Below are 17849 nucleotides of genomic sequence, written 5' to 3' on the forward strand. Positions count from 1 at the left end.
CATGCTTCGCGCTCGTCGCGCGCACTATCGACTACCCACTACTCGTCCGCGCGATGCGGACGATCTGGCATGCACTGCCTTCCGGTTCGCTACGCGCTGTTTCGACGCGGTCCGTCCACGTAATCGAACACCGGCAATGTCATCAGGATGAAGACAAACGGAATCACTTCGATCGATTGATAGAAGAGCGTTTGAAATAAAGCGGCCCATATACACAGCGAAATCCGGCTTGCGCTGCTCACGAGTTTCGTCACCGAGATCAGCACGCCGTAATAGAAGATCGCGCCCAACAGGCCGATATTCAGAATCTGCTGCAGCACGCTCGATTCGACGACGCCGAACTCCTGTTTCACCGGTTCGGGTGCCGAGTTCGTGACGAGCCCGAAGTAGGTGCCGGCGATCACGTTGACAGGCAATGCGAGCGACTCGGCCTTGTCCCATGCTTCGGTGCGGCCATCGTTGCCCTCGGACTGCAGATCGGTCGCACCCATCATCCGTTCAGTGCCGACGTTGACGACACTATCGTTCTGACTGCTCACCGCGACGCCAAAGATCATGATCGCCATCGTCGCAAACACGGTGGCGACGATCAGTTTCGCGTTTCTCGTGACGAACTGGATCGGCGCCTGCACGAACGCGAGCCCGAACGTGCCGAGAATGATCAGCATGCCGCTGCGCGACAGCGCGGAGAAAATTGCGAAGCTGAGTACCGCGCACGCGAGGCCCGACAGCACGTTCTTGCGCACCAGATAATCGAGGCCGCACAGCGACGCGCCAATCGCGACGAACAGCGGGTAGTGCAGATAGCTGCCGGTCAGCGACGGCGCGCGCAGATTGTCGAAGCCGTAAGTCGCGCCGGGCAAATCGATCGGAAACACGTTCTGCTGCTGCGCGAGCGCGACGCCCGCCTCGATCAGCGCGATCAGCACCAGTCCCACATAGGCGACGCGCGGCCGCACGAAGCGCTTCTGATAGTTCGAGATCGCGTAGAAATAGATGAACAGCGTGAAGATGAAGACGAACAGATAGGACAGCCCGAGCTGATCGGTGACCGCGAGCGTCGCGACGAGCGACAGCCCGATCGAGAACAGCATGCCCACGAGGAAGCCGAATGACAGGCGTCCTTCGTCGCGGAAGTAAGCGGCGATCGCGGTCGGCGAGATGTACCACACCAGCAGCCCGACGATGCCGCCGACCTGGATCAGATAGGCGGCGTCCTTGCCGATCAGGTACTCCAGCACGCCGCGCGACGCGCACAGCACGACGGCCAGCAGATAGGCGATGGTGGCGATCATGGCGTCAGGCCTGATACGCCACGGAGGCGTTGAGGTTGACCGGTTCCCCGCGGTAGATGCGCTCGATCACGTGCTGGAACTCATCGATTTCGCAGACGTTGAGCAAGGTGCCGTCGTGCTCGACGCCTTCCGCGCCGAGCGGCGTCGACACGACCGGCAGTTTCGCCGCGAGCATTTCGAGCGTCTTCAGCTTGACGCCGGCGCCCGACAGCAGCGGCACGACGCCGATATCGGCGGACTCGAAGTACTTGCCCGGATTTTCGACGAAGCCGGTCACGCAGATATCGTCGCTATTCAAGCGCTTCACGCGCTCGCTCGGATCGGAGCCGACCACGAACAGCTTCAGTTGCAGACCGCGCCGGCGCAGCGGCAGAAAAATCGTGTCGATGAAATTGAGTAGCGCCTCTTCGTTTTCGCGGCGCTGCATCGCCCCCCAGAACAGGATGTTGCCTTTCTCGATCGTGTCTTTCGTGCGCCGTACTTCCTTCAGGAATGCCGGCAGTGAGATCGGCACGACCTGCAACGTGCCGACCCCGGGGTACAGGCCGTTGATCAGCTGCGCGTCCTTGCTCGACAGCACGAGCACCTTGTCGGCCAGCTTCAGCAGACGCTGCTCGAGCATGAAGGTCTGCCGCGTAAACAGCCATCCTTCGATGGACTTGATGCGCAGCATGACCTGGATCTGCACGTCATGCGCGCACATCACGATCTTCACGCCGTCGCGGAAACGCTCGCGCAGATTCTGTGCATATGTGAAGCATTGCGAGAACTCGAGCCGCACCGTGTCGTAACGGTGCCTGTCGACGAGCTCGCAGAGGAACTTGCCGATCGCGGGTTTATAGCGCGAGAACAGCCGCGGTGAAAATGTCAGCGGATTCGCGAGGAACGACGGAATCAGGTCGAACCGGCTCACGTACTGGATGTAGACGTTGCGCACGTTCGCGCGAAACTCGATGTCTTTTTCGTCGACCGGCACGCGCGACACGATCAGCACGTCGAGTTCCGATTCCGCGCTCAGTTTGATCAGGTAGTCGTAGGCCAACCGGTGGCCAGCTTGCGGCGCGTTTTTCTGAGGCAGAAAAGGCGTGACAAATAGCTGTTTCATCCGAGTAGTCCCTTGCCTGTACGGTGTGCGCTCGGCAAGCGCGGCCGTAAGATCCCTTCGCATTGCTATGTTGGTTTTCTGATCGGTCCATTCGGGCGCTACGCCCCGCACCGCGGCAGCGTCGCGAATCACGCGCCCGGGCTTATCGGTCGTACGGTTTGTAGATGTAGGCCGCGTAGCGATAGCGTCCGTAGCCGTAGCTGTAGCGCCCCGGCCGCATCCGCAGTCCGTTCATGATCACGCCGCGCACCGGCAGGCCGACCTTCTGCATCTGGCGAACCGACTCACGCAGCTCGCCGATGCCCGTGACACCCTGACGTGCGACGAAGAACGTCGTACCTGCCACGCAGGCGAGCCGCACCGCATCGGCGGCGAGCAGCACCGGCGGTCCGTCGAGCAGCACGACGTCGTAGCCGGTCGCGACCTGGCGCAGCACCGACTCGAGCCGGACGTTCGACAGCACGTCGCTCGGGCTCGCAACCTGGCGGCCGCTCGCGATGAAATCGACACCCTGGAAGCGGGTCGCACGAATCAGCTCTTCGGGGCGGTACGCGCCCTGGATCAGATCGGACAGGCCGGGACCGCGATCGCCGCCGAGATGCCGATGCAGAAAGCCGCGGCGCAGGTCGCCGTCGACCAGCAGCACGCGCTTGCCGGTCGCACCGATGACCGCGGCCAGATTCAGCGACACGAACGACTTGCCGATGCCCGGCGTCGGGCCCGTGATCAGCACGATGTGGTTGCGCGCCTTGGTCATCGTGAATTCGAGCGCGGTGCGAAAGCCACGCAGACTTTCGATCGCCGGATCGATCACCGCTTCGCCGGCGAGCACGAGCGCCTTCGATTCCGGCCGGCGACGGCTGTGCGCGAACCGCTCTTCCTGACGGCTGAACGGCACGCTCGCGTAGACCGGCAGACCGGTGCGCAGCTCGACTTCGTACGGATCGTCGATCGCGTCGAACAAGCGCTGACGCACGAGCGCGATCACCGAGCCGACGAACACGCCGAGCATCAGCGCGCCGATGATGATCAGGAGCGGCTTGGGCCGCACCGGCGTATCAGGCGCGACGGCGCCGTCGACGATGCGCACGTTGCCGGCCTTGCCCGCCTTGATCAGCTTCAGTTGTTCGAGCGTATTGCGCAGCGACGTGTCGAGTTCGGTGCCGACCTGCACGTCGCGCTGCAGGCGCAGCACGTTCTGTTCGAGCGGCGGCAGCGATTGCGTCCGGCTCGCGAGATCCTTCGCTTCCTGTTGCGCCGCACGCAACTGCGCGTTGATCGACTGCACGGCCGGATGCTGGTCGGTGAAGCGCGACAGCAGTTCATTGCGCTTCTGTTGCAGTTCCGCGAGCCGCGTCTGCGCCTGAACCGACAGCTGCAGCAGGTTGGTCGCTTCCTCGCCGAGATCGACGGTGCCATGCTTCGCGCGGAAGTCGTTGAAGCGCGTTTCCGAATCGGAAAGCTGCTGGCGCATTTCCGGAAGCTGCATTTCGAGGAAACGGATCGAACGCTCCGCTTCCTCGGACTTGCGCTTCAGATTCTGGCTCACGTATTCGCCCGCGATGGTCGCCAGAATCGCGCTGATCTTCTTCGGATCGCTGCCTTCCAGCGACACGCCGAGGATGTCCGATTCCTTGCCCTTCTCGGAGATCGACAACTCCTTGCGCAGCTTTTCGGTCGTCGTCAGCGCGGACTGGCGCCGCACTTCGAAGGTCGCGCCGGGCTTCGCGTCGATCCGGTCGACGACGAGCGTGAGCGGCCCGTAGTTGGTCGTCGCGTTCAGCGGTTGGCCGACCGTGCCGTCGAGCTTCAGCTTGCCGTATTGCAGCTCGTAGCTCGATCCCTCGCCCATTCTCAGCACGAACGGACGGTCGAACAGCTCTTCCGGCACGTCGAATTTCGACACCGTGATGCGCTCGTTGCCGTACACGTAGCCGTGCGGTCCCGGCGTCGACAGATGATCGGAATGACGGCCGAGCCAGCGGCCGAACAGCGGGAAGTAGCGCGGCGCCGCTTCGATGTCGAGATTGAGTTTGTCCACCGCGCGGCCCACCACCATGCGCGAGCCGATCACCTGGGCCTCGCCGGACGTGGCGGTCTTCACGTCGAACATCGCGGACACGTCGCCGATCACGCTCTTGGACGAGGTACCTGCGTTCTCCTCGACCTGCACCAGAATGTCCGCGCGATAGACGGGTTGGGAGAACACCGAATAACCGATGCCGAGCGCGACCGCGATGGCCGTCGTGAGGGCAATCAGCTTGCGGTTGTCATACAGCGCATCCAGATAATTCGCGAAGCCCGCCGGCGGATGTTCGCTGTTGTTGTTCCGGCTATCGAATGGTGCACTGCTTTGGTTCATGCGAGTTCTCCCAAAGTCTCGACGGTTTGCCACTTCTTCCCGGCGCCCGGACCGGCACGTCGCCGCATCCAGTCACGCCTGTGTCCGTCGAGCTGAGCGCCTCGAATCGGACGGGGTAGCTGATTTGCGCCACATCGGCTACCTTTGTGTGTAACAGCACCTATGCGAGCTCGGCTCTTTTCCCTAACATCGCACCACCCCTTTTCTTACGGTGACCGAAATGAAAAAACTTCTTGCCGCCGTATTACCGGTATTACTGACTGCCCAGGCGGGATACGCGCAGAGCATCGTGTCCGCCTCCTCTTCCGCTTATGCGCCGCGTTATGTCGCCAAGCACTCGCAACTCGAAGCGATGACGCCTCATGCGGCCAGTTCCACGACGCTCTACGGCTCCCCGTCGGATTTCGCGTACGCTAAAAAGAACCGCTATGTCGCGCCCAACGTGTACACCCAAACGAAAAACAGCCTTCCAAAGCAGAAACGTACAAGCGTTGCACAGCCTGTCCGCGGCAAGAACTCAGCGGACCCCTACGGCAGCGATTTATGGAATTCAGACCAGACCTACGCGTCTCCCGAGACCTCCGATCCGTACAGCGTGCGCTGAGCTGTAGCGCATCACCGTCTGGATCCCCCGTATCGCTGATGTGGTCGCTTGCGGCCACATTCCTGTTTGGGTTGAGCTGACTGCCGGGCCCGGTAGCGATATTTCCCCGATTAGCCGCGTCTCGTCCGCCGTTTTTCCACGCAAACGCTCACGACATGCACATGCTCTTGTTCTGATGAGTCTGGCGTTTCGTCGGCCCTTGAGCCGATCACCGCCAGCTCCGCGCCCTCGTTTACCCTGTCGAGCCGCGCGCTTCAACGCTCGATAAAAGCCTTTCCTTGGCAATCATAATATTCAGAGAGCCCGTCCTTACAACGTTCGGCAGCGCACACAAAAGCCGATTGCTACAGGATTGCTTCAGACCAATCGCGCAATAAAATCCGGGTGTTTAAAACGACGATAACCGCGCGGATATACACGCCGTTTGCCACAATCAGCGCCGACTATTTTCAGGGTGCTGGACGCGGATTATCTGCATAGCGCGCGCGCCGGCGCGAAGGCGCGATGGGCGCCGAACTTTCGCCGATATGCATGATTTCGGCCAGACGCTGCGCATAATGCTCGGGCAGATATTCTCCGACGTCGTACTTTCTGTGCTCATCGGCCAGATGAACGGCCAACTCGGCGAGCGCCTGTTTCAGACTGCCCGGATCGAATTTGAACTTGATCTTGTTGCCGACCGATTCCGCGGTCACCGCCATGCTGCCGCCATCGCGAATCAGCACCGGCAGGCCGAGCATCGCCGCCTCGACCACCACAAGGGGTGCGTTCTCCGCGCCCACCGACGGCACGACCACCGCATCGGCGAACTCGCGCATCGCGGGAAACAGCTGCTGCTGCGGCATCGTGCCGAACAGGATCAGCTTGCGCTGGGCGATCAGCGACGCGTAGCGCTGTTCGATCGCCGCGCGGTCCGGGCCGTCGCCGTACACGCCGATGCTATTGATGCGCTCGAAGCCCGCCGCCTCGCAGAGCGTCAGAAATTGCAGCAAGCCTTTCTCCGGCGAGATCCTTCCGACGAACGCGATGTTGAAGCGCTCCTTGTTACGCACCGTGACGATCGGCATCGCGCTCGGCACCGCCGACGGGTTGTGCACGATGACCGTGTTCTCGATGCCCACGCGATGCAGTGCCTGCTGCATGAACAGGCTCGGGCACAAGATCCTGTCGAACACGCGCGCGGGTTGATAGGCCGCGCGGACCGCGTGCCACCACGCCTTCGTCATCAGATCGTGCACGAGGCCCTTCGGCGTCGGCCGCAACGTGAGGACCGCGCGGGTGCGCAGCACGTCGAGCGGCAGAATGATCGGCCGCTTGTCCTTGTCGAAGTACTGCAGCGACGGGTTGTAGTAGACGAGGTGATAGTCGTGGCAGGTGTGATATGCGCGGTAACCGAACTGACGCTGGTTGCGCGCGATCACGCTGAGAATCGAAGGCGACAGCACGTTGTGGTAGTTGTGCACCATCAGCCGATGCGGCCGGAAACGGTGCAGCGTCTTTTCGAGCGCGCGCGCGGCGGTCGTGTTCCAGGAGCGCGTCAGCATCGTCGAGCGGCCGGAAAACTGGCTATCGTCGAAACGCTCGACCTCGACGCCGCGCAGCGTGCCCAATAGCTCGGCCGATTGTTGATAGACCACTTCCGCGCCGCCCATGTGCGCGTAATCGTTGATCACCAGTACCCTGCAGCGCTGCATGTTCCCCTCCTGTTGTCTGCCTGTCGTGCCGTCTCGCGAAGAACCCGGACGGCTTGCCCGGACCAATCGCCTGGTCCGGGCGCTCCCCCTGTTCAAAACTGCGGAAACTTGCCGCGCCAGCCGCCCCCCTCGCGCAGGTAGCGCAGAAACAGCGCAATGCCGCTCAATTGCGCCGCGAAGCGCAGCGTCGACGCCGCATCGTCGATGATGATCGTGCGCAGCCGGTACGGATCGGTATGCTGATCGTTCCAGCCGATGTCGCAGGTACGCGCGGTTTTGAAGCCCGCCGCGCGCACGAACTCCACTTCGCGCTCGCCGTAATTGCCGTTCGGATACGCGAAGTGCTCGCACGGCTGTTGCAGCAGCGTCGCGATCTCATGGCGGCTGTCGCTGATTTCGGCCTTGCTTTCAGCGTCGCTGCAATGCGTGAGGATCGGATGGAAGCGCGTATGCGCCTGGAAGTCGACGTGCTCGCGCATCGCCTGCATCTGTTCGATCGACAGGCCGGTCGGCCGGTCGTCGCCGTCCTGCTGGTAGCCTTGGGCGGCCAGTGCGGCGAGGCGTTCGTCGTTCGTCATGCGCTTCAGACGTTCATGGCCGACCCGTAGCGAACCCGGATGCAGCCACCAGTGACTGCGCGGCCGTCCGACGATGCGGCTGCACAGGAAGATCGTCGGGCGCACCTTGTGCTTGATGAACACCGGCAATAGCTTCGCGTTGCCCGCGTGGCCGTCGTCGAGCGTGATCGCCACGCGTGGCCGGCCGCGGCCGGGCGCGCTGACGTCGGTCAAAGGCACGAACTCGCACAGCTTGCCCAGATAAGTCAGATGACGGTCGAGCGTGTCCGGATCGGGATCGTGATAAAGCAGCACGGCCACGCGATCGCGCCACAGCAGCTTGCGCGTGCACCACGCGAGACCCGACATCAACACGAAGCCCGCGAGCATCTCCTTCACGAGCGCCTTGTAGCGCTTCATGCGGGGCCCGCGGTAGCTGTCTGACAGGCGCGAGCGCATCGACGCGCCCGTTGTTTGGGTCTTATTCACCTGAGCGCTCCGGCATGGGTGCATGGGTGACCGGCCACGCGCGTTGCCGCGAACCCGCTTTCAACGAGCCGATAAGATGCCGCGCCACGGTCGGCGACGCGTGCTTGGTTCCATAGACGAAGCGCATCACCGGCCCGAAGCTATGCGCGGACGCGGGTCCGATCACATAGAGGCCGCGCACGCGCGTTTCGTAGTGCGAGTTCAGGTCGGGCATGCCGCCCTGATTCGAAATCGCGTCGGCCAGATCTTTAGACAGGAACGCGTGCTGCCGCATGTCGGTCTTGAAACCGGTCGCGGCGATCACGTGATCGGCGCTCACGCGCGCTTCCTTGCCGTCGGTCAGCACGTTGAGGACGACGCGGTCGTTTTCGATCGCCGCGGAACGCACCACGGTTCGATGCGAAATCTGTACCTTGCCCACCACGCGATCGTGCAGCCACCACGCGCCGGACGCGCCATAGGTGTGCTCCATGATCAGCTTGCGGCGTCGCGGGTCGAGCATGTGGAACACGCCGGGAAACTCGGACAGGAACAGCGAGCGCCAGCCGCGCCCGAGCCCCGCGTCGGGCCCCTTGATGCGCGACAGGATGTTGCGCCCGCCGTGCGGCCGCTCGTGCCACACCACGCTGCTCTCGCGCATCAGCACGTGCGCGCGTGCGCCGAGTTCGTTGAGCAGCGCGGACAGTCCGAGCGCCGACTGCCCGCCACCGACGATCGCAATGTCCTTGCCGCGCGCCCACTCGAGGTTCCCGTACAACTCCGAATGCGACGCATACTGCGGCGGCAACTCCTGCAGCGCCGTCGGAGTTTGCGCGAAGCCTTTCAGGCCGAGCGCGATCACGACCCGGCGGGCGGCGAGCGAACGGCCGTCGCTCAGCGACAGCTGGAACTGATCGCCGACGCGGCGCAATGCGAGCACGTCGACCGGCTGGATTTCGCCGACCAGATTCTTCTGGAACCACAGCCCGTACTCGACGAAGGTTTCGAGCGGCAGCGCCATGCCGAGCGGCCGGTATGGCAGCCCTTTCAGGCGGCAGTAGTCTTCGACGGTAAAGCCGCTGCGCGGCGCATGCATGCTCGACGCGAAAGCCTCCGAGCGCAGCAGCATGCCGGGCGGCATGTAGTTGCGCCACGCTCCCATCGGTTCCCCGAGGATCTGGTGATCCACGCCGGCGGCCTTCAGATGCGCGGCAAGAGACGACCCGTAGGGCCCCGCGCCAATGATGATGGTATCGGTCAAAGACATTGCTGGTCTCCTGGGGAGGGGCTGTCGTCGCCAGCGTCAGGCTTTGGCCTGACGCGACTCGGGCGCCCTGATCGCTTTTTTCCAGCTGCGCTTCATGCGTCGGAGCGGATTCATCACCACGTAGTGCTGCAACGCTGGGAACGGATCGTTCCAGCGGAAATAGCCATCGAAAATTTTGGTGCGCTCGCTCAGCAGTTCGGGCGGCGGCCGGTCGGAAAACGTCGCGCGCCACGCAACCGGTAGCCGGCTCAGGCGCTCGACGGGCAACGGCAGGCCGAGTTCATGGCGGTACGCGGCAAGGGGAATGTTGACGCCGCACAGCGTCGCGATCTCCTCCTGCCAGTCCGTGCGGCCGACCGTCGGCTCGACCATCACGAACTCGTTGTAGTTGTCGTCCCATTTGTACTCGATGCTGCCCATGCCGTCGAAACCGGCCGCCTCGGCGAAGCGCCGCGTCAGCGGTTCGAGTGTGCCCCGCGCTTCGGGCGCGGCGACGCAGATCGCGGTGTTGCCGACGCCCGGCGGCGAGCTCAACACCTTGCGGCCGGTGAACATGCTGACCATGTTGCCGTCGGCGCCGCGATAGAACAGCGTGAAGTGAATGTTGCTGTCGGGCCCCTCGATCCACTCCTGCGCGATGATGCCGCCCGGCGTCGCGAGCATCGCGATCGCGCGATCGCGTGCCTGCTGCAGCGTGTCGACGCGCACCGCGCGTTCTTTCTCGCCGCGCAGCACGTTGCGCTTGTCGTCTGGTTTCAGCACGCACGGGTAGCGCAATTCGGCCAGCCGTTCGACGTCGGCAAGCTTGTCGAGCACGACCGAGCGTGGCACCGGAAAGCCATGACTCTGCGCGAATTCGTGAAAGCGTGCCTTGCTCGACAACATCTTGACGGTGTCGTCGGCCGGCAAACGGAATCGATACCAGTGCGCCAAAGCCAGCCGATTTTCCGATACCGCATGCACTGCGTCTTCGTCGGTCAGAATCAGAACCGGCAGACGATCGAACCGTTTGCCGAGTTCGATCATGTCGTCAACGAATATTTTTCCAACAAAACTTTTTACCTGATGCGCATGAACGTGTCGGCACCACGTCGCCGCGCGGCTCCTCGTATCGACTGCGACAACCGGAACGCGGGCCTGCGCGAGCGATCGCGCTACCCCTAGTCCGTTCAGCTCTGCTCCAACAATAACCCCTGCCGATTGACCTGAGTCGTATGCGCTCGCCATAGTGTCGATTTCCTTGCTTCGTACGTGCATGGGCCCTCGAAGACATGCTTCGAGACTCCACGCGATCGAACTATCGAATCGGATAGACATCCTTTTTTATCGCCTCGCGGGGGCGCTTCGGCGTTAAAGCTATGTTTCGGCGGAAAGCATGCATGAGCGCGGCAGGCGCGTCCTGGCACGCGCCGTGTGTCGAATCATGGTCTAGCGATTTACCGCAGCGAGAGCATTGCGCTGCGCTCGCCGTGACCTACTTTACGTTTCCGCCTGATCTCGATACGTGCGCCGGCGCACAGAGGACAATAGAAAGTAAGAAGAGAAAAAAACCCTTTCGAAAGGCGCGGAGCCTTATTCCGTAAGGGTCTCAGCGATGTCGCAATTGTTATGTAAAAACGTTGCGAAGCATTAATTTAATGCAACGCGATAATGGCGGAAAACAACTTTGTAATGGGACTATAAAGTGCTGGATCAAACAAAAAATACGCGCTACGAATGCTGTTCGCAGCGCGTCCCAAAATTCATTATTTACCTTCGCTCAATCCGCGCTCGAGCGCCGCGACACCCGCCGGCAAATCGACCTTGACGCCGAGCTCGACCATCGTGCGGCCGAGCGCATGCACGGTGCGAAACAGGTTGTGCTCGCGGCACTGCTCGCCCATCTGGCCGATCCGTACGATCGGCAAACCGAACGAGCCGGCGATCTCCACCTGATGCTGCCGCGAGATATGCGCGCAGACGTCGGCGGGACTCAGGCCGTCCGGCACCTCGATACCGATCACCGAATTGAGCCGGCAATTCTCCGGCGCATACAGCTGCAGGCCCATCGCGGTGACGCCCTGCTGCAACGCGAGCGAGCATTTCAAATGGCGCGCGAAGCGCTTCTCCAGCGTTTCCGCGCAGACGAGCCGCAGCGCCTCGTGCAGCGCGAGTACGCCCGACACCGGCGCCGTATAGTGATAGCCGGCGTTGTGCCAGAAGTTTTCCGCCAGCGACGCATCGAGGCACCAGTGCGTGTTGGGCACCGTGCGGCCCTTGACGCGCGCCCACGCCGCGTCTGAGAACGCGATCAGCGACACGCCCGGAATCGACGACAAGCCCTTCTGGCCGCCGGTAATCACTGCATCGATGCCCCAGTTGTCCATTTCGAGCGGCATCGTGCTCAGCGTGCAGACGGCGTCGACGATCACGAGCGCACCCGCTTCCTTCGCGAGCGCGACGATGTCTTTCAGATGATGGTTCCACACGGTGTTCGAGGTCTCGCCCTGCACGACCGTGACGACTTCCGGACGCTCGCGGCGCAGCGCGTCGGCGATCTGATCGAGACTCGCGACCGTGCGATCCGCGACTTCGAGCACGCTCACGCGCGCGCCGACGCGGCGGCCCATTTCGCCCATGCGGTCGCTGAAGAAGCCGTTCTTGATGCACAGCATGCGCGTGCCTTCCCACGCGAGATTGGAGACCGCCATCTCCATCGCGCCCGATCCCGGTCCCGCGACCCCCAGCACCCACTTCGACTGCGTCTGGAACACATAGCGCGCCATCGTCTTCACCTGGTTCACCACCTTCGCCATCGTGCCGCCCAGATGGTTGATCACGATGGCATTGGCCTTCGCGACCGCGGCGGGAATCGGCACGGGGCCGGCGCCCATCATCAGCAGCGGTTCTTCGGGAAGGATGGCGTCGAGCGATTCGACAACCGGACAGGGGACGGACGAAGCAACGGTAGTAGGGGTTGAAGTCGGCATGATCGGTGTGTGAATGTGAAGCGCAAAGGAACGAACGGCCTCGCCGCAGATACGCCGCTCGAGGCCGTTCGTCCGATCATTCACCGAACCGCGCGATTGCGCAAGTTTTTTGGCCGGGGTAGCGGGCCGCGAAGCGCGCGTCCGGTACACCCGCGCGAGTCACTTCATCACCTTGCTCTTGTCGAGCTTGCTGCCGGTTGCCGCGTTATAGCGCTCGACATACTCCTCGATCAGCTTGCGCATCGCGCGACCGATCTTGCGATAGTCGGACTCGTTCAGATTGGCGAGCGACACGCGCCCCGACGGATGCTGGGTGCCGAAGCCGCGGCCAGGCAGCAGCACCACGCGCGCCTCGCGCGCGAGCCGGAACAGCAGCTCGGACGGCTCGGTGTTCTTCAGCAGCCAGTCGACGAACTCGCGCCCGTAGGCTCTTTCACCGAGGAACTCGATGTCGACGATCGTGTAGTAGTCGACCTGGTTCGGATCGTCGTCCTCGAACGCGATGCCCACTTCCTCGTACAGCGCCTGCTTGCGCTTGCGGATCAGGCGCTTGAGCGCGTTCTTGTACGCGTCGGGCGTGTCCATCAAAGAGAACAGCGAGAACAGCACCATCTGCACCTGCTGCGGCGTCGACAACCCGGCCGTGTGATTGAGCGCGACGGTGCGGCTGTCGGCCACCAGCCGGTCGATAAACTTTAGCTTGTCGGGCTCGGTCGTGATCGACTCGTAGCGACGATGCAGTTCCTTCTTCACATCGGCCGGCAGTTTGCCGATCAGCTTGTCGAGCACGTTGTCGCGATGCGTGGCCACCGCGCCGAGACGCCAGCCGGTCGCGCCGAAATACTTCGAGTACGAGTAGACGAGGATCGTGTTCTTTGGCGCGAGCGCGAACAGCGACACGAAGTTGTCGGCGAACGTGCCGTACACGTCGTCGGTCAGCAGGATCAGATCGGGCCGATCCTTGACGATGTCCGCGACGTGCTCGAGGCTCGCATCGTCGATCTTCACCGACGGCGGATTGCTCGGGTTGACGAGGAAGAACGCCTTCACTTTCGGATCGCGCAGCTTGTCGAGCTCCTGCTTCGAGTACTGCCAGCCGTGCGCGACGTCGGCATTGATATGCACGACTTTGAGCTGATAGTCGTTTAGCGCCGGGATTTCGATGTAGGGCGTAAAGATCGGCATGCCGAGCGCGATCGAGTCGCCCGCCTCGATCAGATGGTTCTCGCGCATCGTGTTGAAGATGTAGGTCATCGCCGCGGTGCCCCCTTCGACCGCGAAGATGTCGAACTCGCCGATGAACGGATGCTTGCCGATCATCTCGCGGCGCAGATACTGGCCGACGATGATTTCCGACAGCTTCAGCATGCGGTCGGGCACCGGGTAGTTCGACGCGAGAATGCCCTCGCACATCTCATACAGAAAGTCGGTCCCGGACAGCCCGAGCTGATCGCGCACGTACGACACGGCGCCGCGTAGAAAGTCGATGCCGGGCACGCCGCGGTTCTCGCGTATGAACAGGTCGAAGCGCTCCGCGAGTCCGTCGCGGCGCGGAAAACCGCCGACGCCTTCCGGCATGTACGCGAACGAGCGCTCGGACTCGCGCATCGCGAACAGGCCGAGTTGCCAGAAGCCGTGGCGGGGGATCGTCGCGAGAAAGTTCGGGTTGCCACGGCCGGCGTTGAGCATCGCGATGTTGGCGGCCCGCTCGACCGCGCCGCCGCCGGCGGCCTTGATCAGTTCGTCCTTCAGTTCGAACGGGCTCAGCGCGGCAAGACCCGCGTCCACGCCCGAGCGTTTCTTGTCGCCCTTCTCTTTAGCCATGATGCGTTCTCCAGTGAAGAGATGAAACACGCCGGCGTGGCGAGGAGTCCCGGTTGCGGCCGGCTACAGGGATCGATACGCAACGGCGTTCGATAACCGTGCGATCAACGTTGGTGAGCGCGCTACACGAGCCCGACCACCAGCGGCCCGAGCAGCGTCAGCGCGACGTTCGCGATCGCATAGGTGATCGCGAACGGCACGGTCGGCACCGCGCTTTCGGCCTTGTCGAGCACGCCGCCGAACGCCGGGTTGGCGCTGCGCGAACCGGACAGCGCGCCGGCCAGAATTGCCGCGTTGTTGTAGCGCAGCACGTAGCGGCCGAACAGCATCGTCAGCAGCAGTGGGAACAGCGTGACGAACACACCGAGCAGGAAGATGGTCACGCCGCTTTGCTTGACCGTGACGACCGCCTGCAGGCCCGAGTTCAGACCGACCACCGCGACGAACGCGGCGAGCCCGAAGTCCTTCAGCAGTTGCGAGGCGGCCGACGGCATCACGCCGTACATCGGATGCTTGCCGCGCATCCAGCCGAACAGCAGGCCCGCCAGCAGACAGCCGCCGCCCGAGCCGAGCGTAAGCGGCACACCGCCCACGTTGATGACGATCAGCCCGATCAGCAGACCGATCACGAGGCCGACGCCCATGTAGATGAAGTCGGTCTTGTTGCTGTACGGCAACTCGTAGCCGGCGGCTTCGACCGCGCGCTTGGTATCTTTCGGCGAGCCGTAGAAGGTGATCACGTCGCCGTGCTGCAGCTCGGTTTCGGGCAGCACCGGCAGCGGCTGCCCGACGCGCGTGATGCTCTGGACGTAGACGCCGTGCCGCATGTCGCGATCGATCATCTGGCGCGCGGCCGCGATCGTCGTGTGATTCATGCCCTTGCGCGTGAACACGCCTTCGCGCGTCTGCATCACGACGCCGATGTCCTCGGCGTCGCCGACCTCGTTGCCTTTCGCGCCGAACGCGACGACCGCCTCGCGGCGGCCCACGACGAGCACGATGTCGTCGGGTTGCAGCACGAAGTCGGGCTTCGGCTCGATCTGCTGATTGCCGCGCTTGACGCGCTCGATCGTCAGGCCTTCGCCGTGCAGCGACTCGACCGCCTGCACGCTCTTGCCGGCGCTGAAGTCGATCCGGTATGCGCGCCCAACCAGTTCGGGCAGCGCCGCCACCTGCCCCGGTCCGCGCGTCGGCGCGCCCGACGACAGCTCGCGTTCCGCCTCGATCGACGCTTCGCGCAGGCCCTGGCCCATGAACTTCGGCAGGATGTTCACGCACACGATGATCGCGCCGAGCGAGCCGAACACGTACGTGACCGCGTACGCGATCGCGACGTCCGATTGCAGCGATCTGACCTGATCGGCGGGCAGGCCGAGCCGCGCGATTGCGTCGCCCGCGGTGCCGATGATCGCCGACTGCGTGAGCGCGCCGCCCGCCAGTCCGGCCGCGAGCCCCTTGTTCAGATGGAACAGCTTCGCGCACACCACCACCGTGATCAGCGCGGTGACCGCGAGAAACACGGCCATCGCGATCTCGCGCAGCGTCTTGCGGTTCAGCGAGTTGAAGAAGCCGGGCCCGGAGTCGTAGCCGACCGCGTAGATGAACACCGCGAACATCACTGCCTTGACGCCGTTGTCGACCGTCACGCCCGCCTGGCTGATCACGACCGCCGCCAGCAGCGAGCCGCCCACGCCGCCCAGCTGGAATTTGCCGAAATTGATCTGACCGATGAAATAGCCGACCGCGAGCGACAGGAACAGCGCCATCTCCGGTGACTTGTGAAAGATGTTGTGTAACCAGTCCATCGCGCCCTCGCTGAGTAGTTGTCGGGTTCGTTGGCGATACCCGCCACGGGTGCGGCGCGCGCCTGTGCCGCGCGAGCGCCTGATTCGCCGCGCAGTGCGAAGCGCCGCGCGGCATGCGGCTTCGGCAAGTCCGGCTAGCCGAGCTTGCCGGCGAGGCCCACCACCACGGGCCCCATCAAAGGCAACAGGATGTTGGAGAGCGCATAGGTGATCGTGTAGCCGATCACCGGCGTCGAATTACCGGTCACGCCGACGAGCGCGCTGATCGCCGGCGTACTGCACTGCTGGCCCGCGATCGCGCCGAGCAGCATCGGCGCTTCGAGCTTCAACAGCGCATGGCCGACCCACAGCGACAGCAGGCCCGGCACCAGCACCATCAGGATGCCGGCGAGCGGCAGCGCGAGCCCGTATTCGCGCACGAGCTTGATCGCGTCGGGACCGGCCGACAGCCCGACCGCGGCGATGAACGTCGCGAGTCCGAAGTCCTTGAGGATCTGCGCGGCCGCCGACGGCAGCGAGCCGACCAGCGGATGGCGCGAGCGGACCCAGCCAAACAGCAGCCCGGACAGCAGACAGCCGCCGCCCGTGCCGAGCGCGAGCGTCACGCCGCCGATCGTGCCGCCGAGCCGCCCGATCGCCATCCCGACCAGCACGCCGAGGCCGAGATAGACAAAGTCGGTCTTTTCGGTCGGCGGCAATACGTAGCCGAGCCGCTTCGCGCCGCGCTCGACGTCGGCTTTCGCGCCGACCAGCGTCAGCACGTCGCCGCGATGCAGCTCGGTGCCGGGCAGTGCGGGAATCGTCGATTCGAGCCGCGTGATAGCCGCGATATAAACGCCGCGCGCGTTTTCCGGCTTCGCCTGCGCGCGCAGCTGCGCGACCGTCATCCCATCGACGTCGGGTCGCGTCAGCACCACGTTGAGCCGTTGCCCGAACACCTGGCCGAAATCGGCGCCCGACACCTCCTCGCCGAGGCCGGCCGACGCCGCGACGACCGCGGCGCGCCGTCCGGCGACGAGCACGACATCGCCGGTCGCGAGCCGCGTTTCCATGGCGACCGGCAAGTCCGCGCCATGGCGCTCGATCTGCTCGACGGTCAGGTTGTAGCCGTGTTGCTCCTCGAGCGCGCGCACGGTGACGCCGGCCGCGTTGCCGATTCGAAACGCGCGGCCGACGAGCGCCGGCGCGGCCGCGCTCTGTCCTTCGCTGAAAGCGCCCGCGCCGCCGAGCTTGCGCCACACGCGCTCGGCTTCTTCGCGCAGATTGACGCGCAGCAGCAGCGGCGCGAACTGGCTTGTAAACAGCACGATCGTGATCAGGCCGAACAGGTAGCTGACGCTGTAAGCGGTCACGATATTGGCCTGCAGACGCTGCGTTGCCGCGTCGCCGAGACCGAGCCTCGCGATCGCCTCGGACGCGGTGCCGATCACCGCCGACTCGGTCGCCGCGCCCGCGAGCAGCCCAGACGCGGTGCCGACGTCGAGCCGCATCACGCTGACCGCGATCATGATCAGCACCAGCACGGAGACGATTTCGATCAGCGACAGCAGCCCATAGCGCCAGCCGCGCCCGATGTTCGCGAAGAACTGCGGCCCGCCGGTAAAGCCGAGCGCGAAGATGAACAGTGCGAACGCGATGTTCTTCAGGTCGGGCGCGATGCGCGCACCGCTCTGCCCGAGCACGAGCGCGACGATCAGCGTGCCGCACACGCCGCCGAGCTGGATCGGGCCGATATGAAACGAGCCAATGAAATAACCAATCGCGAGACATGCGAAAAGCGCGATCTCTGGTTGCGATCTGAGCAATTCACCGATCATGTTGGCTCGCCGATCTAGAGTTGATTAACGAAACACGGAACACCAACCGTCTGAAAATCGAATCGAACCGTCTGACAAAGGT

12 protein-coding genes are annotated in these 17849 nt (G+C 63.7%); 1 reads left to right on the forward strand and 11 read right to left on the reverse strand.

Features of this window, described 5'->3' with window-relative positions; genetic code table 11:
* Positions 1-89: 89 nt before the first annotated feature.
* The 3 genes from GCT19_RS01860 to GCT19_RS01870 form a co-directional block, all read right to left on the reverse strand.
* Positions 90-1295 carry a hypothetical protein gene (locus GCT19_RS01860; protein WP_018431828.1) on the reverse strand — a complete coding sequence of 402 codons (1206 nt, stop codon included), beginning with the start codon at positions 1293-1295 and terminating at the stop codon, positions 90-92.
* 4 nt (positions 1296-1299) lie between these two features.
* Positions 1300-2400: a glycosyltransferase gene (locus tag GCT19_RS01865; protein ID WP_018431829.1), complete on the reverse strand. Its 1101-nt coding sequence runs from the start codon at positions 2398-2400 to the stop codon at positions 1300-1302.
* A gap of 142 nt (positions 2401-2542) precedes the next feature.
* Positions 2543-4762 carry a GNVR domain-containing protein gene (locus GCT19_RS01870; protein WP_013088557.1) on the reverse strand — a complete coding sequence of 740 codons (2220 nt, stop codon included), beginning with the start codon at positions 4760-4762 and terminating at the stop codon, positions 2543-2545.
* Between the two features lie 220 nt (positions 4763-4982).
* Here GCT19_RS01870 and GCT19_RS01875 point away from each other — a divergent pair, with 220 nt between their 5' ends.
* The gene (locus tag GCT19_RS01875) at positions 4983-5366 is read left to right on the forward strand and encodes a hypothetical protein (protein ID WP_013088556.1); all 384 of its coding nucleotides are present in this window, start codon (positions 4983-4985) and stop codon (positions 5364-5366) included.
* A gap of 449 nt (positions 5367-5815) precedes the next feature.
* Here GCT19_RS01875 and GCT19_RS01880 read toward each other — a convergent pair whose 3' ends face one another.
* The 8 genes from GCT19_RS01880 to aspT (GCT19_RS01915) all read right to left on the reverse strand — a co-directional run bounded on the left by GCT19_RS01880 (position 5816) and on the right by aspT (GCT19_RS01915) (position 17767).
* On the reverse strand, positions 5816-7060 hold the full coding sequence (locus GCT19_RS01880) for a glycosyltransferase (protein WP_018431830.1): 1245 nt from the start codon (positions 7058-7060) through the stop codon (positions 5816-5818).
* Positions 7061-7152: 92 nt separating this feature from the next.
* Positions 7153-8037: a polysaccharide deacetylase family protein gene (locus GCT19_RS01885; RefSeq protein WP_018431831.1), complete on the reverse strand. Its 885-nt coding sequence runs from the start codon at positions 8035-8037 to the stop codon at positions 7153-7155.
* Positions 8038-8098: 61 nt separating this feature from the next.
* Positions 8099-9352: an FAD-dependent oxidoreductase gene (locus GCT19_RS01890; protein WP_018431832.1), complete on the reverse strand. Its 1254-nt coding sequence runs from the start codon at positions 9350-9352 to the stop codon at positions 8099-8101.
* Positions 9353-9388: 36 nt separating this feature from the next.
* Positions 9389-10378, reverse strand: a complete 990-nt coding sequence (locus GCT19_RS01895; RefSeq protein ID WP_018431833.1) for a carboxylate--amine ligase — start codon at positions 10376-10378, stop codon at positions 9389-9391.
* Between the two features lie 719 nt (positions 10379-11097).
* The gene (locus tag GCT19_RS01900) at positions 11098-12321 is read right to left on the reverse strand and encodes a pyridoxal-phosphate-dependent aminotransferase family protein (RefSeq protein WP_152850869.1); all 1224 of its coding nucleotides are present in this window, start codon (positions 12319-12321) and stop codon (positions 11098-11100) included.
* A gap of 159 nt (positions 12322-12480) precedes the next feature.
* Complete coding sequence (locus GCT19_RS01905; protein ID WP_018431835.1) at positions 12481-14145, reverse strand: bifunctional aspartate transaminase/aspartate 4-decarboxylase; 1665 nt, start codon at positions 14143-14145, stop codon at positions 12481-12483.
* A 122-nt stretch (positions 14146-14267) separates the two neighbouring features.
* Positions 14268-15950: an aspartate-alanine antiporter gene (gene aspT / locus GCT19_RS01910; protein ID WP_018431836.1), complete on the reverse strand. Its 1683-nt coding sequence runs from the start codon at positions 15948-15950 to the stop codon at positions 14268-14270.
* A 134-nt stretch (positions 15951-16084) separates the two neighbouring features.
* Positions 16085-17767, reverse strand: coding sequence for an aspartate-alanine antiporter (gene aspT / locus GCT19_RS01915; RefSeq protein WP_018431837.1), 1683 nt, complete (start codon positions 17765-17767; stop codon positions 16085-16087).
* Positions 17768-17849: the final 82 nt, after the last annotated feature.

This window comes from Paraburkholderia atlantica, from assembly GCF_009362785.1.
Taxonomy (GTDB): domain Bacteria; phylum Pseudomonadota; class Gammaproteobacteria; order Burkholderiales; family Burkholderiaceae; genus Paraburkholderia; species Paraburkholderia atlantica.

Coding starts and splice junctions, on each gene's coding strand:
- GCT19_RS01860 (WP_018431828.1), bottom strand. CDS start 1,295: ATGATCGCCACCATCGCCTATCTGCTGGCCGTCGTGCTGTGCGCGTCG.
- GCT19_RS01865 (WP_018431829.1), bottom strand. CDS start 2,400: ATGAAACAGCTATTTGTCACGCCTTTTCTGCCTCAGAAAAACGCGCCG.
- GCT19_RS01870 (WP_013088557.1), bottom strand. CDS start 4,762: ATGAACCAAAGCAGTGCACCATTCGATAGCCGGAACAACAACAGCGAA.
- GCT19_RS01875 (WP_013088556.1), top strand. CDS start 4,983: ATGAAAAAACTTCTTGCCGCCGTATTACCGGTATTACTGACTGCCCAG.
- GCT19_RS01880 (WP_018431830.1), bottom strand. CDS start 7,060: ATGCAGCGCTGCAGGGTACTGGTGATCAACGATTACGCGCACATGGGC.
- GCT19_RS01885 (WP_018431831.1), bottom strand. CDS start 8,037: ATGAAGCGCTACAAGGCGCTCGTGAAGGAGATGCTCGCGGGCTTCGTG.
- GCT19_RS01890 (WP_018431832.1), bottom strand. CDS start 9,352: ATGTCTTTGACCGATACCATCATCATTGGCGCGGGGCCCTACGGGTCG.
- GCT19_RS01895 (WP_018431833.1), bottom strand. CDS start 10,378: ATGATCGAACTCGGCAAACGGTTCGATCGTCTGCCGGTTCTGATTCTG.
- GCT19_RS01900 (WP_152850869.1), bottom strand. CDS start 12,321: ATGCCGACTTCAACCCCTACTACCGTTGCTTCGTCCGTCCCCTGTCCG.
- GCT19_RS01905 (WP_018431835.1), bottom strand. CDS start 14,145: ATGGCTAAAGAGAAGGGCGACAAGAAACGCTCGGGCGTGGACGCGGGT.
- aspT (WP_018431836.1), bottom strand. CDS start 15,950: ATGGACTGGTTACACAACATCTTTCACAAGTCACCGGAGATGGCGCTG.
- aspT (WP_018431837.1), bottom strand. CDS start 17,767: ATGATCGGTGAATTGCTCAGATCGCAACCAGAGATCGCGCTTTTCGCA.